The sequence below is a fragment of the Pseudoduganella aquatica genome (assembly GCF_009857595.1).
GTDB classification, from domain to species: domain Bacteria; phylum Pseudomonadota; class Gammaproteobacteria; order Burkholderiales; family Burkholderiaceae_D; genus Rugamonas; species Rugamonas aquatica_A.
The window spans coordinates 1-22,534 of the sequence record NZ_WWCU01000058.1; the positions used below are offsets into that span (position 1 = coordinate 1).

21 protein-coding genes, 6 tRNA genes and 1 pseudogene are annotated in these 22,534 nt (G+C 66.2%); 25 read left to right on the top strand and 3 right to left on the bottom strand.

Features of this window, described 5'->3' with window-relative positions; all coding sequences use genetic code 11:
• The first annotated feature begins 227 nt into the window (after positions 1-227).
• The 20 genes from GTP77_RS28015 to GTP77_RS28110 all read left to right on the top strand — a co-directional run bounded on the left by GTP77_RS28015 (position 228) and on the right by GTP77_RS28110 (position 13,149).
• Positions 228-1,730: a DegQ family serine endoprotease gene (locus GTP77_RS28015; RefSeq protein ID WP_161075444.1), complete on the top strand. Its 1,503-nt coding sequence runs from the start codon at positions 228-230 to the stop codon at positions 1,728-1,730.
• A gap of 110 nt (positions 1,731-1,840) precedes the next feature.
• Positions 1,841-2,080, top strand: coding sequence for a glutaredoxin family protein (locus GTP77_RS28020; RefSeq protein WP_161075445.1), 240 nt, complete (start codon positions 1,841-1,843; stop codon positions 2,078-2,080).
• 151 nt (positions 2,081-2,231) lie between these two features.
• Complete coding sequence (gene lepA, locus GTP77_RS28025; RefSeq protein ID WP_161075446.1) at positions 2,232-4,025, top strand: translation elongation factor 4; 1,794 nt, start codon at positions 2,232-2,234, stop codon at positions 4,023-4,025.
• Positions 4,022-4,942: a signal peptidase I gene (lepB, locus tag GTP77_RS28030; protein ID WP_161075447.1), complete on the top strand. Its 921-nt coding sequence runs from the start codon at positions 4,022-4,024 to the stop codon at positions 4,940-4,942. The genes lepA and lepB overlap by 4 nt, the downstream gene beginning before the upstream one ends.
• 16 nt (positions 4,943-4,958) lie before the next feature.
• The gene (locus GTP77_RS28035) at positions 4,959-5,351 is read left to right on the top strand and encodes a DUF4845 domain-containing protein (RefSeq protein ID WP_161075448.1); all 393 of its coding nucleotides are present in this window, start codon (positions 4,959-4,961) and stop codon (positions 5,349-5,351) included.
• A 12-nt stretch (positions 5,352-5,363) separates the two neighbouring features.
• Positions 5,364-6,197 carry a ribonuclease III gene (rnc, locus tag GTP77_RS28040; protein WP_228893332.1) on the top strand — a complete coding sequence of 278 codons (834 nt, stop codon included), beginning with the start codon at positions 5,364-5,366 and terminating at the stop codon, positions 6,195-6,197.
• Positions 6,198-6,210: 13 nt separating this feature from the next.
• Positions 6,211-7,134, top strand: a complete 924-nt coding sequence (gene era, locus GTP77_RS28045; RefSeq protein ID WP_161075449.1) for a GTPase Era — start codon at positions 6,211-6,213, stop codon at positions 7,132-7,134.
• Positions 7,135-7,147: 13 nt separating this feature from the next.
• Positions 7,148-7,924: a DNA repair protein RecO gene (gene recO, locus GTP77_RS28050; protein WP_161075450.1), complete on the top strand. Its 777-nt coding sequence runs from the start codon at positions 7,148-7,150 to the stop codon at positions 7,922-7,924.
• A gap of 21 nt (positions 7,925-7,945) precedes the next feature.
• Positions 7,946-8,725: a pyridoxine 5'-phosphate synthase gene (gene pdxJ, locus GTP77_RS28055; protein ID WP_161075451.1), complete on the top strand. Its 780-nt coding sequence runs from the start codon at positions 7,946-7,948 to the stop codon at positions 8,723-8,725.
• A complete protein-coding gene (acpS, locus tag GTP77_RS28060) occupies positions 8,722-9,123 on the top strand; it encodes a holo-ACP synthase (RefSeq protein ID WP_161075452.1) in 402 nt (133 codons plus the stop codon). The genes pdxJ and acpS overlap by 4 nt, the downstream gene beginning before the upstream one ends.
• Positions 9,124-9,127: 4 nt before the next feature.
• The gene (gene uvrC, locus GTP77_RS28065) at positions 9,128-11,026 is read left to right on the top strand and encodes an excinuclease ABC subunit UvrC (protein WP_187358878.1); all 1,899 of its coding nucleotides are present in this window, start codon (positions 9,128-9,130) and stop codon (positions 11,024-11,026) included.
• 89 nt (positions 11,027-11,115) lie between these two features.
• Positions 11,116-11,706: a CDP-diacylglycerol--glycerol-3-phosphate 3-phosphatidyltransferase gene (pgsA, locus tag GTP77_RS28070; RefSeq protein WP_161075453.1), complete on the top strand. Its 591-nt coding sequence runs from the start codon at positions 11,116-11,118 to the stop codon at positions 11,704-11,706.
• A 95-nt stretch (positions 11,707-11,801) separates the two neighbouring features.
• Positions 11,802-11,877: transfer RNA gene (locus GTP77_RS28075), tRNA-Gly, on the top strand.
• Between the two features lie 43 nt (positions 11,878-11,920).
• Positions 11,921-11,996: transfer RNA gene (locus tag GTP77_RS28080), tRNA-Gly, on the top strand.
• A 46-nt stretch (positions 11,997-12,042) separates the two neighbouring features.
• Positions 12,043-12,118: transfer RNA gene (locus GTP77_RS28085), tRNA-Gly, on the top strand.
• A 30-nt stretch (positions 12,119-12,148) separates the two neighbouring features.
• A tRNA-Gly gene (locus GTP77_RS28090) sits at positions 12,149-12,224 on the top strand.
• Between the two features lie 26 nt (positions 12,225-12,250).
• Positions 12,251-12,326, top strand: a tRNA-Gly gene (locus GTP77_RS28095).
• A 51-nt stretch (positions 12,327-12,377) separates the two neighbouring features.
• Positions 12,378-12,451: transfer RNA gene (locus GTP77_RS28100), tRNA-Cys, on the top strand.
• Positions 12,452-12,526: 75 nt separating this feature from the next.
• Complete coding sequence (locus tag GTP77_RS28105; protein ID WP_161075454.1) at positions 12,527-12,778, top strand: hypothetical protein; 252 nt, start codon at positions 12,527-12,529, stop codon at positions 12,776-12,778.
• A 5-nt stretch (positions 12,779-12,783) separates the two neighbouring features.
• Positions 12,784-13,149: a cupin domain-containing protein gene (locus GTP77_RS28110; protein ID WP_161075455.1), complete on the top strand. Its 366-nt coding sequence runs from the start codon at positions 12,784-12,786 to the stop codon at positions 13,147-13,149.
• A gap of 41 nt (positions 13,150-13,190) precedes the next feature.
• On the opposite strand, the gene GTP77_RS28115 is transcribed toward GTP77_RS28110, so the two are convergent.
• Together GTP77_RS28115 and GTP77_RS28120 are read right to left on the bottom strand one after the other, a co-directional pair.
• The gene (locus GTP77_RS28115; RefSeq protein WP_161075456.1) at positions 13,191-13,718 is read right to left on the bottom strand and encodes a carbonic anhydrase; all 528 of its coding nucleotides are present in this window, start codon (positions 13,716-13,718) and stop codon (positions 13,191-13,193) included.
• Between the two features lie 106 nt (positions 13,719-13,824).
• Positions 13,825-14,724: a LysR family transcriptional regulator gene (locus GTP77_RS28120; RefSeq protein WP_161075457.1), complete on the bottom strand. Its 900-nt coding sequence runs from the start codon at positions 14,722-14,724 to the stop codon at positions 13,825-13,827.
• A gap of 91 nt (positions 14,725-14,815) precedes the next feature.
• Here GTP77_RS28120 and GTP77_RS28125 point away from each other — a divergent pair.
• A pseudogene (locus GTP77_RS28125) lies at positions 14,816-15,952 on the top strand (methyl-accepting chemotaxis protein); the annotation flags it as partial.
• 22 nt (positions 15,953-15,974) lie between these two features.
• Here GTP77_RS28125 and GTP77_RS28130 read toward each other — a convergent pair.
• Positions 15,975-16,754, bottom strand: coding sequence for a transporter substrate-binding domain-containing protein (locus tag GTP77_RS28130; protein ID WP_161075458.1), 780 nt, complete (start codon positions 16,752-16,754; stop codon positions 15,975-15,977).
• A 287-nt stretch (positions 16,755-17,041) separates the two neighbouring features.
• Here GTP77_RS28130 and bktB point away from each other — a divergent pair, with 287 nt between their 5' ends.
• The 4 genes from bktB to GTP77_RS28150 all read left to right on the top strand — a co-directional run.
• Positions 17,042-18,223 carry a beta-ketothiolase BktB gene (bktB, locus tag GTP77_RS28135; protein WP_161075459.1) on the top strand — a complete coding sequence of 394 codons (1,182 nt, stop codon included), beginning with the start codon at positions 17,042-17,044 and terminating at the stop codon, positions 18,221-18,223.
• Between the two features lie 163 nt (positions 18,224-18,386).
• Positions 18,387-20,222: a DUF1302 domain-containing protein gene (locus tag GTP77_RS28140; protein WP_187358879.1), complete on the top strand. Its 1,836-nt coding sequence runs from the start codon at positions 18,387-18,389 to the stop codon at positions 20,220-20,222.
• 13 nt (positions 20,223-20,235) lie between these two features.
• Entirely contained in the window at positions 20,236-21,606 is a 1,371-nt protein-coding gene (locus GTP77_RS28145; RefSeq protein ID WP_228893319.1) for a DUF1329 domain-containing protein, read from the top strand.
• 65 nt (positions 21,607-21,671) lie between these two features.
• Positions 21,672-22,534, top strand: an 863-nt coding sequence (locus tag GTP77_RS28150; protein WP_161075461.1) for a WD40/YVTN/BNR-like repeat-containing protein, incomplete at its 3' end; no start/stop codon positions are given.

Below are 22,534 nucleotides of genomic sequence, written 5' to 3' on the forward strand. Positions count from 1 at the left end.
CCTGCGCCCGCCGCCGCCCCGGCCGCCGCTTCCACCCCGGCATCGGCGCCGGCATCCCCCCAGGCGCCGGCCGCATCGCCGGCCCTGGCCGCCACAGTGCCGGACACGGCGGTCTAAGCGCCCCTCTTGAAAAACCTTGCCGTTCGCAATATCTTGTGCGAGCGGCAACGGCCGTTTTCGCTTATATTGACTGAATATCCGCTGAACCCACACGCATGATGACCTCCATGAAAAACAATTTCCCTGCAGGTAGTAAAACCGTATCCGCGCTGGCGCTGAGCGCAGCTGTCCTGTTTGCCCCGGCCGTGGCCGGCCTGGCGCCCGTGGCGCAGGCCGCCGGGCCGGTGGTGGCGGGTTTGCCCGACTTTGCCGACATGGTTGAAAAAGTCGGCCCGGCCGTGGTCAACATCCGCACCACCGAGCGCCTCAAGCTGAGCCAGGGCCGCAACGGCCAGCCCGGCGAAGAGGAAATGCAGGAATTCCTGCGCCGCTTCTTCGGCGGCGCCGTGCCCACGCCGCGCCAGCCCGGCCAGACCCCGCGCGGCCGCCGCGGCGCCCCGCAGCAGGATGACCAGGAAGTGCAGCGCGGCGTCGGTTCCGGCTTCATCACCACGGCGGACGGCTATGTGCTGACCAACGCCCACGTGGTCGACGGCGCCGACGAGGTCTACGTCACGCTGACCGACAAGCGCGAATTCAAGGCCAAGGTGCTGGGCGCGGACGCCCGCACCGACGTGGCGGTGCTGAAAATCGAAGGCAGCAAGCTGCCCTACCTGACCATAGGCGACTCCGGCAAGATCCGCGTGGGCGAATGGGTGGTGGCCATCGGCTCGCCGTTCAACCTGGAAAACACGGTTACCGCCGGCATTATTTCCGCCAAGTCGCGCGACACCGGCGACTACCTGGCCCTGATCCAGAGCGACGTGGCGGTGAATCCCGGCAATTCCGGCGGCCCGCTGATCAATATGCGCGGCGAGGTAATCGGCATCAATTCCCAGATCGCCACCCTGTCCGGCGGCTACAACGGCATTTCCTTTGCCGTGCCCATCGACGAGGCCATGCGCGTGGCGGACCAGCTGAAGAAATCCGGCAAGGTCACGCGCGGACGCATCGGCGTGCAGATCGGCCAGCTGAGCAAGGAAGTGGCCGAGTCGCTGGGCCTGAAGGAAGCGCAGGGCGCCGAGGTGACCATGGTGGAGCCGGGCGGTCCGGCCGACAAGGGCGGCATCAAGGCCGGCGACATCATCCTGAAATTCAACGGCGCGGCCATCAGCCGCTCCACCGACCTGCCGCGCATGGTGGGCGGCACGGCGCTGGGCAGCAAGGCCGTGGTGACCGTGTGGCGCAAGGGCCAGCAGGTGGACATCCCTGTCACCGTGGTGGAGCTGGAGGCGGACAAGACCGCCGCCAAGGCCAGCCCGGCCGAGAAGAAGAAAAAGGCCGAGGAGCCCGCCAACGCGCTGGGCTTCAAGGTGGCCGACCTGACCGCCGCGCAGAAGAAGGAGCTGGCGGTGGAGGGCGGCGTGATGGTGGAGGCAACCGAAGGCGCCGCCGCCAACGCCGGGCTGCGCGAAGGCGACGTGCTGCTGCAGATTAACAATGTGGAGATCAAGGACGCCAAGCAGTTCAACGCCGTGGTGGCCAAGCTCGACGTCAAGCGCGCCCACGTGGTGCTGGTGCGGCGCGGCGAGGTGGCGCAGTTCATTTCCCTGCGCCCAAGCGCGAAGTAATAGCGGCGCTTGGCGGGTTACGGCTGCGCCTAACCCGCCCTACGGTCTTCACGAGGCGCGTAGGGCGGGTCAGTGCGCAGCACGTAACCCGCCGGCTCCGCCCGAGACCGATGCACTTTACCCTCTACTCCCGCTCCTACTGCCACCTGTGCCAGGACATGCTGGACGCCCTCAACGCCCTGCAGACCCCCGAACGCCCCTTCACCGTCGAGGTCATCGATGTGGACGCCGACGAGGCCCTGGTGGCCCGTTTTGACGAGCTGGTGCCCGTCCTGTACGCCGATTTGAACCAGCCGGAACTGTGCCACTACTTCCTCGACGAAAGCGCGGTGAAAACCGCTTTGGCATAAAACCGGGCTTTCCCCTCTGAAATCCGGTAAAATGCCGGGTTTGGAAGCTCTTGTTTCCTTGCTGTGATAGTAATAAAAAGCGCTCGCCAGGGGCCATCGTCCCGCCTGGAGCGCTACTCGCCACGTCCCTACACGCTTTTAGATTTGTTTAATGAACAACATACGCAATTTCTCCATCATCGCCCACATCGACCACGGTAAATCGACCCTGGCCGACCGCATCATTCAATTGTGCGGCGGCTTGTCCGAGCGCGAGATGGAGTCGCAAGTGCTCGATTCGATGGATCTGGAGCGCGAGCGCGGCATCACCATCAAGGCCCAGACCGCTGCGCTGCAGTACAAGGCGCGCGACGGCAAAATCTACAACCTGAACCTGATCGACACCCCCGGCCACGTCGACTTCTCCTATGAAGTCAGCCGTTCCCTGTCGGCCTGCGAAGGCGCGCTGCTGGTGGTGGACGCCTCGCAAGGCGTGGAAGCCCAGACCGTGGCCAACTGCTACACCGCGCTCGACCTGGGCGTGGAAGTGGTGCCGGTGCTGAACAAGATCGACTTGCCGAACGCCGACCCGCCAAGCGCCATCGCCGAGATCGAAGACGTGATCGGCATCGAGGCGGGCGACGCGGTGCACTGCTCGGCCAAGACCGGCATGGGCGTGGACGACGTGCTCGAATCCATTATCGCCAAAGTGCCGCCGCCGAAAGGCGACCCGGACGCGCCGCTGCAGGCCCTGATCGTCGACTCCTGGTACGACGCCTACGTGGGCGTGGTGATGCTGGTGCGCGTGGTCAACGGCACGCTGAAGCCGAAGGACAAGATCAAACTGATGGCCACCGACTCGCTGCAGCTGGTGGAGGACGTGGGCGTGTTCGCGCCGCGTTCGCTGTCGCTGCCGCAGCTGTCGGCCGGCCAGGTGGGCTTCATCATCGCCGGCATCAAGGAGCTGAAGGCCGCCAAAGTGGGCGACACCATCACCCTGGCCAACCGCCCGGCGCCCGCGCCGCTGCCCGGCTTCAAGGAAGTGCAGCCGCAGGTGTTCGCCGGCCTGTTCCCGGTGGAAGCCAACCAGTACGACGCCCTGCGCGACGCGCTGGAAAAACTGAAGCTGAACGACGCAGCGCTGATGTACGAGCCCGAAGTATCGCAGGCGCTGGGCTTCGGCTTCCGCTGCGGCTTCCTGGGCCTGCTGCACATGGAAATCGTGCAGGAGCGCCTGGAGCGCGAGTTCGACCAGGACCTGATCACCACCGCGCCCACCGTGGTGTACGAAGTGGTGATGCGCGATAACAGCATCGTCAAGGTGGACAACCCGTCGCGCATGCCGGAAACGACCAAGATCAACGAGATCCGCGAGCCCATCGTCACGGTCAACCTGTACATGCCGCAAGAGTACGTCGGCTCGGTGATCACGCTGTGCATCGGCAAGCGCGGCGTGCAGATGGACATGAGCTACCACGGCCGCCAGGTCAAGCTGGTGTACGAAATGCCGATGGGCGAGATTGTGCTGGACTTCTTCGACAAGCTGAAATCCACCTCGCGCGGCTACGCTTCCATGGACTACGAGTTCAAGGAATACCGCACCTCCGACGTGGTCAAGGTCGACATGCTGATCAACGGCGAGAAGGTCGACGCGCTGGCCATCATCGTCCACCGCTCGAACAGCGCCTACCGCGGCCGCCAGGTGGCCGCCAAGATGCGCGAACTGATACCGCGCCAGATGTTCGACGTGGCCATCCAGGCCGCCATCGGCGTGAACGTGATTTCGCGTGAAAACGTGAAGGCGCTGCGCAAGAACGTGCTGGCCAAGTGCTACGGCGGCGACATCAGCCGCAAGAAGAAGCTGCTGGAGAAGCAGAAAGCCGGTAAAAAACGCATGAAGCAGGTGGGCTCGGTGGAGATTCCACAAGAAGCATTCCTGGCAATCTTACAAGTGGACGATAAATGAACCTGCAAGCTGTGCTGAGCAATTTCGCCTTGATCCTGTTTATCCTGATGGTGGTAACGGGAGTGATCTGGTTTCTGGACGTGTTCTACCTGGCCAAGCAGCGCCGCGCCGCAGCGGACCGCGCGCTGGCCGAGTACGACGCCCGCACGGCCAAGCTGACCGCCGACGGCATCAAGGTCGACAACGCGGCCAACCGCGCCGGCATCGAAGCGGCGCAGCTGCGCCAGCCTACCTGGATCGAGTACTCGGGCAGTTTCTTCCCGGTGATCGCGCTGGTGTTCTTCCTGCGCTCCTTCCTGTACGAGCCGTTCAAGATCCCGTCCTCGTCCATGGTGCCGACCCTGCTGGTGGGCGACCTGATCCTGGTGAACAAGTTCACCTACGGCGTGCGCCTGCCCATCATTAACAAAAAAGTCATCGAGCTGAACGACCCTCAGCGCGGCGACGTGATGGTGTTCAAGTATCCGCGCGACATGAGCCAGGACTACATCAAACGGGTGATCGGCGTGCCGGGTGATAAAATCACCTATGAAAACAAGAAGTTGACGGTGAACGGCAAGGCCATCGCGTACGCGCCGCTGGACGACTACCTGAACGAGGACAGCCTGCAGTACTCCAAGCAGGCCAAGGAAAACCTGAGCGGCGTCGAGCACCGCATCATCGCCACCGAAGGCGCGCCGTCGGTGAACGTGCCGCAGGTGATGGATTTCCCGCACAGCGAAGCGTGCAGCTACCGTTCGGAAGGCTTTACCTGTGTAGTGCCAGCTGGCAACTACTTCATGATGGGCGACAACCGCGACAACAGCCTGGACAGCCGTTACTGGGGCTTTGTGCCGGACAAGAACATCGTTGGCAAGGCTTTCTTCGTATGGATGAACCTGAGCAATCCGCTCAAGCGCATCGGCAGCATTCAATAAACGACGAGGGGTAGAGATGCAAGGTTTGCAAAAACAACGCGGTATTTCGCTGGTCGGCCTGATCTTTGCCATCGCCGTGCTGGCGGGCATCGGCCTGCTGGCCATGCAGGTTGTGCCCACCTACTCGGAATACCGCGCCATCTCGGCCGCCATCGTCAAGGCCAAGGCCGCCGGCAGCACGCCGCAGCAGATCCAGGAATCGTTCAGCAAAAGCGCCGAAGTGGGCTACATCAGTTCCATCACCGCGCGCGACCTGGTCATCAGCCGCGAAGAGGGCGGCCTGGAAGTGAGCTTCGCTTACGACAAGAAAATCCCCCTGGTCGGACCGGCCAGCCTGTTGCTGGAATACGCCGGCACCACGTCGAAAACGGGCGGCGCGCCAGCGAAACCCGACGCCGACGGCAAATAAACACGAGAGTCTATGAATTTACAGTTATTGCAAACACGGTTGGGGTACACGTTCCAGGATGCTGGCCTGTTGCAGCAAGCCTTGACGCACCGCAGCCATAGCAGTTTGCATAACGAACGGCTGGAATTCCTGGGCGACTCCATCCTGAACTGCGTGGTGGCCTCGATTTTGTACGAGCGCTACAGCGGCATCGACGAGGGCGACCTGTCGCGCCTGCGCGCCAACCTGGTTAAGCAGCAGTCGCTGTACGAGATTGCGCAGAAGCTGGAGCTGTCCAACTTCCTGCGCCTGGGCGAAGGCGAACTGAAATCGGGCGGCTTCCGCCGTCCGTCCATCCTGGCCGACACCCTGGAAGCGCTGCTGGGCGCCATCTTCCTCGACACCAGCTTCGACGCCGCCGCCAAGGTGATACGCGCCTTCTACATCCCCATCCTGGACTCGGTCGACCCGCAGACGCTGGGCAAGGACGCCAAGACCCTGCTGCAGGAATTCCTGCAAGCCAAGAAGATCTCGCTGCCGCTGTACAATGTGGTAGCCACCCACGGCGCCGCGCACAGCCAGGAATTCGAAATTGAATGCCTGGTGCCCAAGCTGGGCATCCAGGTCTACGGCCGTGGCGGCAGCCGCCGCGCCGGCGAACAGGCGGCGGCCAAGCTGGCGCTGGAAGTGGCCGAGCAGGCGTTGCAGAAAACGCCGGCCGCCAGCCGCAAGCCGCGCCAGCGCGGCGCACAGCTGAAACTGGCCGGCATCGCCACCATCCAGGGCGACGCGGCGCAGGAGCAGAGTCACGAGCAGAACGGCCCCAAGGGCAAAGCCGCTGGCGATGGCAAGCTCGCCAAACATTGAACAAGGTAACACCATGAACACCCCAACCATTCCGGCCGCAGGCGCGGAAACGCCTGCCGGCTTCCGCTGCGGCTATATCGCCATTGTCGGCCGCCCCAACGTGGGCAAGTCCACGCTGATGAATATGCTCATCGGCGCCAAGGTCAGCATCACCTCGCGCAAGGCGCAAACCACGCGCCACCGCATCACCGGCATCCAGACCCTGGACGACGCGCAGTTCATCTACATCGACACGCCGGGCTTCCAGACCCGCCACTCGAACGCGCTGAACAAGACGCTGAACAAGACCGTCACCAACACGCTGGACTCGTCGGACGTGATCCTGTACGTGATCGAGGCCAACAACTTCGGCCCGGCCGACCAGCAAGTGCTGGACCTGCTGCCCAAGACCGTGCCGGTGATCCTGGTGATCAACAAAGCCGACCGCGCCAAGGACAAGGCCGTGCTGCTGCCGTTCGCGCAGCAGGTGGCCGCCAAGCACGACTTCGCGGCCGTGGTGCCGGTGTCGGCCAAGCTGCGCTTCCAGCTGGACGGCCTGCAGAACGAGATCAAGCGCCTGCTGCCGGAGAACGACCCGATCTTCGGGCCGGACGACATCACCGACCGCAGCGAGAAATTCCTGGCCTCGGAAATCGTGCGCGAAAAGCTGTTCCGCTTCGTGGGCGACGAGCTGCCTTACACCAGCACCGTGCTGATCGAGAAGTTCGAGCAGGAAGGCAATCTGCGCCGCATCTTCGCCGCCATCCTGGTCGAGCGCGACACGCACAAGTCCATGATCATCGGCAACAAGGGCGCGCGCCTGAAAGAGGTGTCCTCGCAAGCCCGCCTGGACATGGAAAAGCTGTTCGGCGGCCCCGTGTACCTGGAAATCTGGGTCAAAGTGAAGTCGGGCTGGGCCGACAACGAAGCCGGACTGCGCGCCTACGGCTACGAGTAATCCCATCAGCGCGATGTCCGACGCCGCCGTAGCTGAACCCGTCAAGCGTGCGCGCGCGCCGTCGCGCGAGCGCACGGTGGGCACCCGCGTGTCGGACCAGCCGGCCTTCGTGCTGCACAGCTATCCCTACAAAGAAACCAGCCTCATCATCGACATGCTGACGCGCGACTTCGGCCGCGTCGCCGTGATCGCCAAGGGCGCCAAGCGCCCGCACTCGCAGCTGCGCGGCGTGCTGCAAACCTTCCAGCCCCTGTCCGCCGGCTTCGTCGGCAAGAACGAACTGCGCACCCTGACCGGCGCCGAGTGGGTGGGCGGCATGCTGCCGCTCGAAAAGACCGCGCTGCTGTGCGGCTTCTACCTGAACGAGCTGCTGGTCAAGCTGCTCGCGCGCGACGACGCCCATCCCGCCCTGTTCGACCACTATGTCGCCACGCTGAACCAGCTGGCGCATAATGAGCCTGCGCCCATCGTGCTGCGCAAGTTCGAACGCGCGCTGCTGAAAGAAACCGGCGTGGCGGCGGACCTCACGCGCTGCACCGCCACCCGCGCGCGCGTGCAAGCGGACGTGGTCTACGTAGTGGACCCCGAGCGCGGCCCGCGCCCTGAACGCGCGGACGACATCGCGCCGCGCGTGTCCGGCAAGACGCTGCTGGACATGGAGTGCGAAGATTACCAAGACGCCGCCACGCAGGCGCAAAGCAAACAACTGATGCGCTTTCTGCTCGCGCATCACCTGGGCGGCGCGCCGCTGAACACGCGCCAGATACTGATAGACTTATTGCAGCTTTAACCCTGCCGCTATAGAGAATATATGAGCTTCCTGTACCCGTCCGGCCCCGTCATCGACCTGGGCATCAACATCGACCACGTGGCCACGCTGCGCAACGCGCGCGGCACCACCTATCCGGACCCGATCCGCGCCGCGCTGCTGGCCGAGCAGGCCGGCGCCGACTGCATCACCCTGCACCTGCGCGAAGACCGCCGCCACATCAAGGACGCCGACGTCATCGCGCTGGCGCCGCAGCTCATCACGCGCATGAACCTGGAAGCGGCCGTCACCAAAGAGATGCTGGACTTCGCCTGCATGATCAAGCCGGCCGACGTGTGCCTGGTGCCCGAGAAGCGCACCGAAGTCACCACCGAAGGCGGCCTCGATGTGGTGGGCCACTTCAACGACGTGCAGGCGGCGGTGAAGCAGCTGCAGGCCGAAGGCATACGCGTGTCCCTGTTCATCGACGCCGACGAGCAGCAGATCGCCGCCGCCGCCGAAGCCGGTGCGCCCGTGATTGAACTGCACACCGGCCGCTATGCCGACACCGAAGGCGCCGAGCAGGCCGCCGAACTGGAACGCATCAAGGCCGGCACGCTGTTCGGCGTGCAGCGCGGCCTGAAGGTGAACGCGGGCCACGGCCTGCACTACACCAATGTGCAGGCCATCGCCGCCATTCCGGACATCGCGGAACTGAACATCGGCCACGCCGTCGTGGCCCACGCCGTCTTCGTCGGCTGGGAAAACGCCGTGCGCGAAATGAAGGCCATCATGACCTCGACGCGTGTCGCCGCGACGGCGGCACGGTTCAGCGCAAAATGATCTTCGGCATCGGCACCGACATCTGCCAGATCGGCCGCATCGCCGACGCGCTCGCGCGCAGCGAGCGCTTTGCCGACAAGGTGCTGGGGCCGGAGGAGCTGGAGATCTACCGCGCGCGCAAAGCCGTCAGCCCGGTGCGCGCGCAGCGCTTTGTGGCCACGCGCTTCGCCGCCAAGGAAGCCTTCGGCAAAGCCATCGGCACCGGCGTGGCCGCGCCCATGACCTTGCACAACGCGCAGCTGCTCAACGAAGGCAGCGGCAAGCCGGTGATGGTGTGCAGCGGCACGCTGGCCGAATACATGCAGCAGCACCGCCTGTTTTCGCACGTGACGGTGAGCGACGAGGTGGATTACGCCGTCGCCTTCGTGGTCGTGGAGCAGGCGCCAGAACAGAAGTAGAGCAATGACAGACGCAACGACGCCCGACAATTCCGTTACGCCCGATACGCCGCCCACGCCCGCACCCGATGCGCGCGAGCAGGTGCTCGCCACCGTCGCCAAGCTGCCCGGCCTGCCGGGCGTGTACCGCTATTTCGACGCCAACGACAACGTGCTCTACGTGGGCAAGGCGCGCGACCTGAAGAAGCGCGTGTCGAGCTACTTCCAGAAGAACCTGTCCAGCCCGCGCATCGCCATGATGGTCGAGCGCATCGCGCGCCTGGAAACCACCGTCACGCACAGCGAAGCCGAAGCGCTCATCCTTGAGAACAATCTGATCAAGGCCCTGCAGCCGCGCTTCAACATCCTGTTCCGCGACGACAAGTCCTATCCCTACCTGAAGATCACCGGCGACGCCGTGCCGCGCATGGTCTACTACCGTGGTTCGGTGGACAAGAAGAACCAGTATTTCGGCCCCTTCCCGAACTCGTGGGCGGTGAAGGAGTCCATGCAGATACTGCAGAAGGTCTTCCTGCTGCGCACCTGCGAGGATAGCGTGTACGCCAACCGCACGCGCCCCTGCCTGCTGCACCAGATCGGCCGCTGCAGCGCGCCCTGCGTGGACCTGATCGCGCCGGAAGACTACAAGGTGGACGTGGAAAACGCCGCGCGCTTCCTGCGCGGGCGCACCAGCGAAGTGATGGAAGACCTGGAGAAGAAGATGCACGGCTACGCGGCCGAGCTCAAGTTCGAGCAGGCCGCCTCGGTGCGCAACCAGATCCAGTCGCTGGCCAAGGTGCTGCACCAGCAGAGCATGGAGACCACCGGCGACGCCGACGTGGACATCATCGCCGTGATCGTGCAGGGCGGCCGCGCCTGCGTCAACCTGGCCATGGTGCGCGGCGGGCGCCACCTGGGCGACCGCGCCTATTTCCCCAGCCACTTCGGCGACGCGGCGGCCATCGCCGAAGCGGCGCCGGAAGTGGAGGTGCTGAGCGCCTTCCTGGTGCAGCACTACACCGAGAAATTCATCCCCGGCACGCTGATACTGAATATCGAATACGACCAGCCGGAGCTGATGCTGGCGCTGCAGGAGCAGTGCGGCCACCGCATCAACCTGATCTTCCAGCCGCAGGGCCAGCGCCGGCAGTGGCTGGAACTGGCGCAGAAGGGCGCCGAGATCTCGCTGGCGCGGCTGCTGTCCGAGCAGGGCTCGCAGCAGGCGCGCACGCGCGCGCTGGCCGAAGCGCTCACGCTGGAGTCGGACGACCTGGACGCGCTGCGCGTGGAGTGCTTCGACATCTCGCACACCCAGGGCGAAGCCACGCAAGCATCCTGCGTGGTGTTCCACCACCACCAGATGCAGAACGGCGAATACCGCCGCTACAACATCAACGACATCACGCCGGGCGACGATTACGCCGCCATGCGCCAGGTGCTCATGCGCCGCTACGAGAAGGTGGCCAACGGCGACGGCGTGATGCCGGACGTGGTGCTGATCGACGGCGGCAAGGGCCAGGTCGAGATGGCGCGCCAGGTGTTCTCCGAGCTGGGGCTGGACATCAGCCTGATCGTCGGCGTGGCCAAGGGGGAAGGGCGGCGCGTGGGCCTGGAGACGCTGGTGTTCGTGGACGGGCGCGCGGCGCAGGAGCTGGGCAAGGAATCGGCCGCGCTGATGCTGGTGGCGCAGATCCGCGACGAGGCGCACCGCTTCGCCATCACCGGCATGCGCGCCAAGCGCGCCAAGACGCGCCAGACCTCGCGTCTGGAGGAAATCGAAGGCATAGGCGTGAAGCGGCGCCAGAAACTGCTGGCGCGCTTTGGCGGCCTGCGCGGCGTGGTCAACGCCAGTGTGGAGGATTTGATGTCGGTTGACGGCATTTCCAGCGCCTTGGCGGAAGAAATCTACAAACAGCTGCACTAAGGGCGTGCGTTCGCTGGTGCTAAGCACGGCGGCAAGGTAGACTAGCGGCGCGTTGATAAAAATTAACTAGCCTCAGAGCCGCAGTCACTATGCCTTTCAATATCCCGATTTTACTGACCTGGTTGCGCGTAGCGCTCATTCCGCTGGTGGTGGGCGTGTACTATCTGCCGCCCGCCTGGCTGCCGGTGAGCGACCGCAACCTGGGCGCCACGCTGGTGTTCATCGTGGCCGCCATCACCGACTGGTTCGACGGCTTCCTGGCCCGTCGCTGGAACCAGACCTCGGCCTTCGGCGCCTTCCTCGACCCCGTGGCCGACAAGCTGATGGTGGCCGGCGCCCTGCTGGTGCTGGTGCAGCTGGACCGCTGCAACGCCATCATCGCCTTCATCATCATCGGCCGCGAGATCACCATCTCGGCGCTGCGCGAGTGGATGGCGCAGATCGGCGCGTCCAAATCGGTGGCGGTGAACTCCATCGGCAAGATCAAGACCGCCGCCCAGATGACCGCCATTCCCATGCTGCTGTTCCACGACATCCTGTTCGGCGCAGTGGACACGCATTTCTGGGGCGAGAAGCTGCTGTGGGTGGCTGCCGTGCTGACGGTGTGGTCCATGCTGTACTACCTGCAGAAGGCCTGGCCGCTGATCAAGGAAAAGAGCGGCATGCTGGAATCGAAATAAATCATTTAGCTTTGCAAGTTTTCACTCTTGACAGTGCGCTCCCATGGTCTATAATGCTGGCCTGTTGTTGATAACAACGCGCAGCAAAAAGCGAAGCGGGAGTAGCTCAGTTGGTAGAGCGCAACCTTGCCAAGGTTGAGGTCGAGAGTTCGAGACTCTTCTCCCGCTCCAGTTTGCAGTGCGAGAATGTTTCTGCGATAATGCGGTTCCTAACGCGGGAGTAGCTCAGTTGGTAGAGCGCAACCTTGCCAAGGTTGAGGTCGAGAGTTCGAGACTCTTCTCCCGCTCCAGTCGGCAAACTGGGGTGTTTAGGGCAGCAAAAATGTAAGACTCCATGCGGGAGTAGCTCAGTTGGTAGAGCGCAACCTTGCCAAGGTTGAGGTCGAGAGTTCGAGACTCTTCTCCCGCTCCAGGTTTTACAAGATGGTATCAAAACTCCAATGCGGGAGTAGCTCAGTTGGTAGAGCGCAACCTTGCCAAGGTTGAGGTCGAGAGTTCGAGACTCTTCTCCCGCTCCACGGTTTTGTCAGTAATACACTCCAATGCGGGAGTAGCTCAGTTGGTAGAGCGCAACCTTGCCAAGGTTGAGGTCGAGAGTTCGAGACTCTTCTCCCGCTCCAGAATTCGAATGGCAGAGCTTAACCGGCTGCCGTTTCAGACAAGTCTTCCTCGGCGAGGTAGCAAAGCGGTTATGCAGCGGCCTGCAAAGCCGTCTAGGTCGGTTCGACTCCGATCCTCGCCTCCAGAATCAATGAAGAAATCGCCGCTAGCCGGCGATTTTTCATTTCCGGGTCGACTTTTCAACATAGTGAAAAAGACCATGGGACACGACGTCAAGAACATCAAAGAAGCCATCGCCCTCACGCTGCGCGTGTGGCGCGCCGCATCCGCCTTCTTCCTCAGCATCGAGCTGTGGCTGATGGTGCTGGTCGCCGCAGCGACCGTCAGCGGGCTATTCCTGGCCTTCATGGGCAGCTCGCTCAGCATCCTCGCCTTCGGCTTCGCCGGCGCCTACGTGGCCACGCGCACCGTGCTGCACGCCAAGCGCATTCTCAACTGGCCCTTCATCTGAGCCGAATGACACCGACCATTACCGAATTCCGCCTCCAATCGCCCGCTCCCGAGTACGACCACCCGCGCGAAGAGCGCCGGCTCGATGGCAATCCCCAGCGCACCACCTGGAACCACTACAGCAATGCCAGCGGCGAAGTGAGCGCGGGCGTCTGGGCGTGCGAGCGCGGCAGCTGGCGCATCGCGTTCGGGCCGCACAAGGACGAATACTTCTATGTGCTCGAAGGCCGCTGCCGCGTCATTGATGAGCAAGGCAAGGCCGCCGAGGCGGGGCCTGGCGACGCGCTCGTCATCCCGGCCGGCTTCCGGGGCGTGTTCGAAGTCGTCGAACCGGTCAGAAAGCATTACGTCATTATCGACCGCAAGGCTTGAGTACTATTCAGGGGCAGGCAGCGCAGCCCCGGCTACGGCGATCACGCGGCGGGCACTACGGTTTCCACCAGGCCGGTGTCCACGTCGTAGACCATGCCGGTGATGCTGATGCCATCCGCAAAGCCGGGATTGGCCCTCAGCGCAGCGACGTCGATGGCGACGGAGGCGTAGGGATCGGTGACCGCCAGCGCATCCAGGGCTTCCCCTTCGGCCACGCCCATGTGCTGCGCCAGCAAGGCGGGCGCGTGGTGGTAGCAGCCCGCGATGCCGCATTTCGTGTGGTGCAGCACGATGAAATTCCAGCCTTCGCCTATCGCTGCGCCGCCCGCCCTGGACACCGTGCGCAGGATGTCCATGGTTTCCAGCAGCGCCGGATTGACGCGTCCGCCGACGTTGCGGATGATGGCCGCTTCGCCCGGCGCCAGTTTCAGCACTTCCATCGGATCGACGCGCGGATCGACGCAGCCCAGTATCAGCGTGCGTTGCGACGGCAGGATTTTCAGGCCGGCCGAGAAGGCGGTGGCGGCGAATTCGGCGTTGCGCCGGGTCAGGGTGGTAATGAAGTCCATGGTGTTTTCCTTGGCGTGGGATGAGCAGGAAGTATTGCCCACCCCGGCCAGGCGCGGTAGCCGCTGTTTTGGGCTAACACTTATGCTGGAACAGCATCAGTGGGACCTATAAGGGTGCCATCCCGTCGCGGACGAATGCCGCCTCGATGAACTCGACGAAGGCGCGCGCGGCCATGCGCGTGGCCCGGCCCATGGGGAAGTAGGCATGCACCGGCAGGTCCGCCATCTTCCAGTCCGGCAGCAGGCGCACCAGCGCGCCGCTGCCCACGTCCATGCGGCAGGCCCAGGACGTGGTGGAGATGATGCCCAGGCCCGCCGTTGCTGTGGCCAGGGCGCCGGCCGTGTCGTTGACCGAGATCTGCGGCAGCAGGTCGACCGATTCCTGTTTGCCATCGCGCTCGAACTGCCAGGAGGTGGCGTGCGAACCCGCCGGGCCGCCCACGATGCGGTGGCGGAGGATGTCCTGCGGCACGAGCGGCGTGCCGTAGCGTTCCAGATAGGCCGGCGCGGCGGCCACCACGCGCTGCATGGTGCCGATCAGGCGGGCGGTGCCCGACATGTCGGGCAGGATGCCGACGCGGATGCCGACGTCCACCGCCTCCCGCACCATGTCCTGGCGCTTATCATCCAGCATCACTTCAATCTGCAGTTTGGGATGGCGCTCCGTGAACGCCGCCATGCGCGGCAGCACCACGCGTATCGCCAGCGTGGAGGGCATGGCGATGCGGAGCGTGCCGCGCAGCTCGCCGGTTTCGCGGATGCTGTTTTCTGCGTCCTCGATGGAGGCCAGGATGGTTTCTATGCGGGAGAGGAATTCCATGCCGGCCTCGGTGGGCACGACGGCGCGCGTTGTGCGTGCCAGCAGGCGGGCGCCCAGGCCCGCTTCCAGCTCGGCGATCATGCGCGAGACCTGGGATTGCGCCAGCCCGCATTCGCGGGCGGCGGCGGAAAAACTGCCCAGCCGCGCGACGCGGGAGTACAGCTTGTAGGTCTGGACGTCCGTCACTCCCCCCCCCCCGTGGCGCCGATTAATGCTGCAAGGTCATCAGTCCTAGCGCACCAAGGCCGATATCGACCGCGCCGAGGCCGTCAAGCAAAAGTGGTTCTACGTGCTGGTGTCGCTGGCCGTGCTGCTGCTGGTCAGCATGACTGGCGTGCTGTGGTACGTCTACAGTGTAATCTCCGCCTCGCTGAGCCAGGCCGTGAGCCTGTCCGACGCGATGGCCGGCGGCGACCTGTCGTCCGCCGTGCAGGTGCATGGTCCGGCTGAAGTGGCCAGCCTGCTGGGCGCGCTGAGCGCCATGCAGGCCGGGTTGGTGAAGGTGGTGGCGCAGGTGCGCAAGGGCTCGGACGGCGTGTCGGCGGCGTCGGCCGAGATTGCGCAGGGCAATCTGGACCTGAGCGGCCGCACCGAGGCCCAGGCCAGCGCGCTGGAGGAAACCGCGGCCTCGATGGAGGAACTCAGTTCGACCGTCAAGCAGAATGCGGACAATGCCCGCCAGGCCAACCAGCTGGCGCAGAGCGCCTCGGCGGTGGCGGCCACCGGCGGCGAGGTGGTGGGCCAGGTGGTCGACACCATGAAGCAGATCAGCGCGGCCAGCACCCAGATCGCCGACATCATCAGCGTCATCGACGGCATCGCCTTCCAGACCAATATCCTGGCGCTCAACGCGGCGGTCGAGGCGGCCCGCGCCGGCGAGCAGGGGCGCGGCTTTGCCGTCGTGGCCAGCGAGGTGCGCAGCCTGGCCGGCCGCAGCGCCGAGGCGGCCAAGGAGATCAAGCGCCTGATCACCGCCAGTGTCGAGCGCGTGGGGCAGGGCAGTGCGCTGGCCGACAGCGCCGGCAGCACGATGCAGCAGATCGTGCTGCAGATCAAGCGGGTGGCCGACATCATGGCCGAGATCAGCTCGGCCAGCGTGGAGCAGAGCCAGGGCGTCAGCCAGGTCGGCGAAGCGGTCACGCAAATGGACGAAAACACGCAGCAAAACGCCGCCCTGGTCGAGCAAATGGCGGCGGCGGCCGCCAGCCTGAAAAACCAGGCGCAGGACCTGGTGCAGACGGTGGCCGTGTTCACGCTGGCGCCCGGCGCCGCGCCTGCGCCGCTGCGGTCCGCGCCGGCGCCTGCAACGGCGGCGGTGCGGCTCGCGCCGGCGCGCCGGCCTGCCGCAACGCAACGGGCATCGGCGCCGGCGCTTGCCGCGAAGGCGGCTGCGAACGACTGGGAAGAATTCTGACGAGTTGGCCGGGCGGGCGGCGTCAGCCGCGTGTTTCGTCGCTGTCCGGCGGCTCCGCCCTGGACTGCGGCGGCACCCAGTTCAGGCGCGCCTGCTTTTCCAGCTGCGCGATGCGGCCGGTGCGCTTCATCCGCGCCAGCACCTGCGCCAGCCTGGGCGCAAGCGCCGCATGCTGTTTGTGCAAATACAGATAGCCGTCCGCCTGGCCCAGCACGGCAACCTTGCGGATGCCGCCGCGCCGATAGTCTTCCAGCCCCAGCAGGGGATCGACAATCTGGTCCAGCGCCACCAGCAGGTCGGCGCGGTCCAGCACCAGCTTGCGCAGGCCCAGTTGCGCATCGGTCACGGTGGACAGCAGGGTGACCGGAACGCGCTGCGTCAACTCCCTGGTCGACGTGACGCTGCCCAGCACATGCTCCACGCGCAGCCGGGTATGGGACAAGCCGTCCCAGCCAGGGGCCAGCCTTAGCCCGGGCAGCCTTGAGTACACGGCGAACGCGGCGGCGAAGTGCGCCTGCTCCACACGCACCAGCTCGGGGTGCAGCGCGCCGTAGGAGTGGCCGCGGTGCAGGTCGCCGTCGACCAGCCCGGCACTGGCCATGACGCTGGCGCGATTGGCCGGCAGGGGCCGCACTTCCATCCGCAGGCCAAGCTGGGCAAAAGCCTCCCGGTAGATGGATACCAGCCACGGACCCTGGATGGAGCGGTAGGTGGTGACCGGCATGGCCAGCACCAATGTGGCCGGCGGCGTTTGCGCTACGGCCGGGAACGCGTTCCCGGCGGCCCACAGCAGCGGGCACATCAACAGGCGCCTGCGCTGCCGACTGCAGCTGCTTGCGTCGGGACCTTTGCTCCGTAGAAGGGAAACTGTCATCGCGCGGTCTTTGCCATTCCCTCGGGAAAATAATTGGGTAGTTTGAAACGGTCCGCGCGACGCCGCTGCGCATTGGATGACAGTGCCTATCCAATGCATGACAAGAACCCGCCCGGCCGCGCCGCGCGGTTGACAAGGCGGGCGCGGCGGCCGAAGACTGCCGGCTTGGGCCTGGCGCCGCATCCTGCGGGCGGGCCGTCATCCCGGGAGAAAATATGAACAAGGAAGTCTACGTACTTAGCGCCGCGCGCTCGGCCATCGGCGCCTTCGGCGGCGCGCTGTCCGGCATGGAGCCGGCCGACCTGGCCGCCATCGTGATGCGCGAGGCCATCGCGCGCGCCGGCGTCGAGCCGGCGGCGGTCGGCAACGCCGTGGTCGGCACCTGCATTCCCACCAATGCCCAGTACGCCTATGTGTCGCGGCTGGCCTCGGTCAACGCCGGCATGCCGATGAGTTCGGTGGCCATGCAGCTGAACCGCCTGTGCGCGTCCGGCCTGCAGGCGGTGCTGACGGCGGCCCAGGGCATCGCGCTGGGCGATTTCGAGTATGGCATCGGCGGCGGCGTGGAGGTGATGTCGCGCGGCGGCTATATGCTGCCGGCGCTGCGCAGCGGCGCGCGCATGGGCGACAGCGCGGCGGTGGACATGATGGTGGCGGTGCTGACCGACCCCTTCGGCGTCGGCCATATGGGTGTCACGGCCGAGAACCTGGCCGAAAAATGGGGCATCACGCGCGCGCAGCAGGACGCCTTTGCGCTCGAGTCGCAGCGCCGCGCCGCGCTGGCCCAGGCCGAAGGGCGCTTCGCTACGCAGATCGTGCCTGTCACGCGCGTGACGCGCCAGGGCACGGTCAGTTTCGACACCGACGAGCACCCCAAGCCGGGCGCCACGCTGGAGAGCCTGGCGCGCATGCAGCCGGCCTTCCTGCCGGGCGGCACGGTCACCGCCGGCAACGCCTCCGGTATCAACGACGGCGCGGCCTTCCTGGTGCTGGCCGGGGACGGGGCGGCCGCGCGCCACGCGCAGGCGCCGCTGGCGCGCCTGGCGGGCTACGCGCTGGCCGGGGTGCCGAACATGGTCATGGGCGAAGGGCCGATACCGGCGGTGCGCCAGGCGCTGGCCAAGGCCGGGCTGACGCTGCGGCAGATGGACGTGATCGAATCGAACGAGGCCTTCGCCGCGCAGGCGCTGGCGGTGCAGCGCGGCCTGGAGCTGGACCCGGCCAAAACCAATCCGAACGGCGGCGCCATCGCGCTCGGCCACCCGGTGGGCTGCTCGGGCGCCTTCATCGCCACCAAGGCCATCCACGAACTGCAGCGCATCGGCGGGCGCTACGCGCTGGTGACCATGTGCGTGGGAGGCGGGCAGGGCATCGCCGCCATCTTCGAGCGCTGCTGAGCGCGTGGCGCGGATGACGCATTGTCGTGAAATGCGTAGTGGCCGTCACGAATTGGCTACGGCGGCGCGGCGCTAAAAATCTATGATTCCTCATCGCTGGCCCGGACCGGGCGACACAAGCCCGGCCGGTACCGCCAGCGTAAAAATAATGAGGAGACGCTTCATGCACACCCCAGTACCCGCCCGGCCCCGCGCCGCCGGCGCCCGTCCCGTCCTGCGCGCCATGGCCGCAGCCCTGTGTGCGGTCGGCGTGGCCCACGCCGCCGAGATCGAGACCGGCAACCCCGACCTGGCGGTCCGCTTCGACAACACCATCAAGTTCAACTACGGCCAGCGCCTCAAGCATCAGAACGCCGCGCTGCTGAAGTCGGTCAACTTCGACGACGGCGACCGCAACTTCAACCGCGGCCCGGTCTCCGAGCGCGTGGACTGGCTCACCGAGCTGGACGTGGTGTTCCAGCAGAAGAGCGGTCTGCGCGTGACCGCCGCCGCGTGGTACGACCGCGCTTACAGCAAGCTGGACAACACCAACCCCGCCACCTCCAACCACCTGGAGGCAGGCAAGCCCGCCGTCGGGCTGTCCGAGCACACCAAGCGCTACCACAAGGGCTCGGGCGAGCTGCTGGACGCCTTCCTGTTCACCAGCTTCGACGTGGCCGACATGCCGGTCAACGTCAAGCTGGGCCGCCACACCCTGTACTGGGGCGAGAGCCTGTTCACGCCCATCCACGGCGCCAACTACGGCCAGTCGCCGGTCGACCTGCTGAAAGCCTATTCGGTGCCCGGCTCGGACGCCAAGGAACTGTTCATGCCGCGCTCGGCGCTGTCGGTGCAGATGTCGCCCACGCCGGCACTGGGCCTGACGGCGCAGTACTTCCTGGACACCAAGCCGGCCCGCCTGCCCGAGTCCGGCTCCTTCCTCGGTTTCTACGACTACGCCTTCCAGGGCGCGGAAACGTTCAACCTGTCCGCGCTGGGCCTGCCCGGCGCGCTCAAGGCCGCCGACAGCAAGGCGCCCAAGCGCGGCGACTTCGGCCTGGCCGCGCGCTGGAGCCCGGACTGGCTGGACGGCACCGCCGGCCTTTACCTGCGCCGCACCTCGGACCTGCTGCCGCAGGCCAATCTGCGCCTGGCCGGGCTGCCCACCGCGCTGTTCGGCCCCACCGGCGCCGGCCTGTGCAAGGCGGCCATCCCGGGCGCGGCCGTGGCGGGCAATCTGTGCCTGTTCTATCCCGCCACGCTGGGCACGAACAGCTCCTACCAGCTGGAATACGCCGACCATATCGACCTGCTGGGCCTGTCGCTCGCCAAGAGCGTGGCCGGCGTGTCGGTGGGCGCCGACCTGTCCTACCGCCGCAACATGCCGCTGAACGGCACCCCGGCGCTGCTGATGCCGGCCGGCACCAACGCCGCCATCCTGGCCGCGCTGAACGGCAAGCTCAATCCCGTGCTGGTGGTGACGGCTGCCGACCTGCCCCAAGCCGGCCAGGTCAGCGGCGCGCGCGGCAACACCTACCACGGCGTGGTCAACCTGCTGGGCGCGGTGGCGCGCACGCCGCTGTCGGACGCGGCCGCCTGGGCCGTGGAAATGACCTGGAACCGCCTCGACAAGGTGACCCAGGGCGCGGCCTTCTTCAAGGGCCGCGACAACTACACCGGCGTCGATAAGGTGACCAAGGACTTCTTCGGCCTGCAGGCCACCTTCACCCCGACCTGGTTCCAGGCCTTGCCGGGCGTGGACGTGTCCGCGCCGCTGGCCTGGTCGCGCGGCATGTCGGGCAACTCGGCGGTGCAGGTGGGCGGCAACAAGGGCGCCGGCACCTACAGCGCCGGCGTGGCCTTCGACATCCGCCAGAAGTACCGCTTCGACGTGAAGTACGTCAGCTTCTTCGGCCCGCTGGCGCTGGACGCCAACGGCGCCGTCTCCTCCTTCGGCGGCGCCTCTGCGCTGCTCAAGGACCGTGGCTTCCTCGCCGCCACCTTCAAGACCACTTTCTGACAGGACGCACATCATGCTGAAGTTTAAATACACTATCCTGGCCGCCGCGCTGGCGGCAGGCCTGGGCGCCGGCGGCGCCGCGCGCGCCGCCGTCCCGGCCGACGAAGCCAAGCTGCTGGGCACCACGCTGACCGCCGTGGGCGCCGAGAAGGCCGGCAACAAGGAAGGCACCATCCCCGAATACACCGGCGGCCTGGGCGCGCCGCCGGCCGGCTACGTGAAGGGCAGCGGCGTCCGACCCGACCCCTACGCTGCCGACACGCCGCGCCTGGTCATCACCGGCAAGAACCTGGCCGGCATGGACGACAAGCTGACCGCCGGCACCAGGGAGCTGCTGAAGCGCTTCCCCACCTTCCGCGTCGACGTCTACCCCAGCCACCGCCCGGTGGCGTTGCCCAAGGCGGTGCTGGAGAACACGGCCAAAAACGCCCTTGGCGCCAAGGCGGCCGACGGCGGCGTGGGCGTGGAAAACGCGCTCAACGGCGTGCCTTTCCCGATCCCGAAGTCCGGCTACGAAGTCATGTGGAACCACCTGCTGCGCTACCAGGGCCAGGCCCTGACCACCAAGTATGAATCGTGGAACGTGGACGCCTCCGGTGTGCCCAGCCTGGCCACGGCGGGCGAGATCACCTCGGAGTTCCCGCTGGCCGACGCGAAAAACACGGAAGCGGCCAAGCAGGGCGACGTGTTCTTCCGCACCCGCGTGATCTACAACGCCCCGGCCCGCCGCGCCGGCGAAGGGCTGATGGCCTTCGACGCCGTCAATCCCGTGGTGCAGCCGCGCAAGGTGTGGCAATACCTGCCGGGCCAGCGCCGCGTCAAGCTGGCGCCGGACGTGGCCTACGACACGCCCAACCCGGGCACGGCCGGCATCGCCACCTACGACGACGCCTGGATCTTCAACGGCGCGCTGGACCGCTTCGACTTCAAGCTGATCGGCAAGAAGGAGATGCTGGTGCCGTACAACAACTACAAGCTGTTCGGCGCCAAGGTGGCGTCCGAGGTGGTCAAGGCCGGCCACATCAACCCGGACTTCCTGCGCTGGGAACTGCACCGCGTGTGGGTGGTGGAAGCGACGCTGAAGCCGGGCAAGCGCCACATCTACGGCAAGCGCGTGTTCTACGTGGACGAGGACAGCTGGGTGGCGCTGGCGGCCGACCAGTACGACGCGCGGGGCCAGCTGTACCGCTCGTCCTTCGACCACATGGTGTACGCCTACGACGCGCAGGCGACCTACAACGGCAATCACGTGATCTACGACTTCGTCAGCGGCGCCTACAACCTGTCGGGCATGTCCGGCGCCTACGGCGGCCTGAAGTACATCGACCCGCTGAAGCCGTCCCAGTGGTCGTCCGAAGCGCTGTCCGGCGCCGGCGTGCGCTAGGCAAGTTTGCCGTTCTCTCTTGACCGCCCGGCCTGCGCGCCGGCGGTCTTTTTTTGCGAGTTCCTATGACACATCTCTACCGCGCCGCCGCCCTGGCCTGCGCCGCCTGGCTGCTGGCGCCCCATGCGGCCCGGGCCGGCTTTGCCGATCCGCTCGACACTCCCGCGCTGGCCTCGCCGCTGGCCAGCCGCGCGCTGGTCAATGGCCTGGCCCTGGCGGGCACCCGCGTGGTGGCGGCCGGCCAGCGCGGCCACGTGCTGTATTCCGACGACCAGGGCGGCAGCTGGCGCCAGGCCGCCGTGCCGCTGTCGGTGGACCTGGCGGCGGTGCGCTTCAGCGGCCCGCGCGAAGGCTGGGCGGTGGGCCATGACGGCGCCATCCTGCACAGCGCCGACGGCGGCGCCACCTGGGAGCGCCAGTTCGACGGCCGGCGCGACCCGCAGGCGGGCGACAAGCCGCTGCTCGACGTCTGGTTCGACGCCGCCGGCCACGGCCTGGCGGTGGGCGCCTTCGGCCTGGCCCTGCGCAGCGAGGACGGCGGCCGCAGCTGGCGCCATGCCGAGGACCTGCTGGACAACCCGAACGGCCTGCACCTGAACGCCATCCGCGCGGTCGGACCGGACCTGTACATCGTCGGCGAGCAGGGCCTGGTGCTCAAGCGCGCCGCCGGCGCCGCGCGCTTCACCGCGCTGCCCACGCCCTACCAGGGCAGTTTCTTCGGCCTGGCCGGCGACGCCAGGCGCTTGCTGGTGTTCGGCCTGCGCGGCACCGCGCTGCTGAGCACGGACGGCGGCGCCAGCTGGACGCGCGCCGAGACCGGCACCCAGACCGCGCTGGCGGCCGGCGAGGTGCTGGACGACGGCAGCCTGCTGCTGGTGAGCCAGTCCGGCCAGCTGCTGCGCAGCGCGGACGGCGCGCGCTTCTCGCC

Bases quoted from the DNA above. Each gene is read 5' to 3' on its own strand.
- GTP77_RS28115 (WP_161075456.1), bottom strand. From the start codon at position 13,718: ATGGACTTCATTACCACCCTGACCCGGCGCAACGCCGAATTCGCCGCC.
- pgsA (WP_161075453.1), top strand. From the start codon at position 11,116: ATGCCTTTCAATATCCCGATTTTACTGACCTGGTTGCGCGTAGCGCTC.
- GTP77_RS28110 (WP_161075455.1), top strand. From the start codon at position 12,784: ATGACACCGACCATTACCGAATTCCGCCTCCAATCGCCCGCTCCCGAG.
- GTP77_RS28020 (WP_161075445.1), top strand. From the start codon at position 1,841: ATGCACTTTACCCTCTACTCCCGCTCCTACTGCCACCTGTGCCAGGAC.
- lepA (WP_161075446.1), top strand. From the start codon at position 2,232: ATGAACAACATACGCAATTTCTCCATCATCGCCCACATCGACCACGGT.
- pdxJ (WP_161075451.1), top strand. From the start codon at position 7,946: ATGAGCTTCCTGTACCCGTCCGGCCCCGTCATCGACCTGGGCATCAAC.
- GTP77_RS28130 (WP_161075458.1), bottom strand. From the start codon at position 16,754: ATGTGCCCGCTGCTGTGGGCCGCCGGGAACGCGTTCCCGGCCGTAGCG.
- GTP77_RS28035 (WP_161075448.1), top strand. From the start codon at position 4,959: ATGCAAGGTTTGCAAAAACAACGCGGTATTTCGCTGGTCGGCCTGATC.
- rnc (WP_228893332.1), top strand. From the start codon at position 5,364: ATGAATTTACAGTTATTGCAAACACGGTTGGGGTACACGTTCCAGGAT.
- GTP77_RS28145 (WP_228893319.1), top strand. From the start codon at position 20,236: ATGCTGAAGTTTAAATACACTATCCTGGCCGCCGCGCTGGCGGCAGGC.
- GTP77_RS28105 (WP_161075454.1), top strand. From the start codon at position 12,527: ATGGGACACGACGTCAAGAACATCAAAGAAGCCATCGCCCTCACGCTG.
- bktB (WP_161075459.1), top strand. From the start codon at position 17,042: ATGAACAAGGAAGTCTACGTACTTAGCGCCGCGCGCTCGGCCATCGGC.
- GTP77_RS28140 (WP_187358879.1), top strand. From the start codon at position 18,387: ATGCACACCCCAGTACCCGCCCGGCCCCGCGCCGCCGGCGCCCGTCCC.
- era (WP_161075449.1), top strand. From the start codon at position 6,211: ATGAACACCCCAACCATTCCGGCCGCAGGCGCGGAAACGCCTGCCGGC.
- GTP77_RS28015 (WP_161075444.1), top strand. From the start codon at position 228: ATGAAAAACAATTTCCCTGCAGGTAGTAAAACCGTATCCGCGCTGGCG.
- lepB (WP_161075447.1), top strand. From the start codon at position 4,022: ATGAACCTGCAAGCTGTGCTGAGCAATTTCGCCTTGATCCTGTTTATC.
- recO (WP_161075450.1), top strand. From the start codon at position 7,148: ATGTCCGACGCCGCCGTAGCTGAACCCGTCAAGCGTGCGCGCGCGCCG.
- acpS (WP_161075452.1), top strand. From the start codon at position 8,722: ATGATCTTCGGCATCGGCACCGACATCTGCCAGATCGGCCGCATCGCC.
- uvrC (WP_187358878.1), top strand. From the start codon at position 9,128: ATGACAGACGCAACGACGCCCGACAATTCCGTTACGCCCGATACGCCG.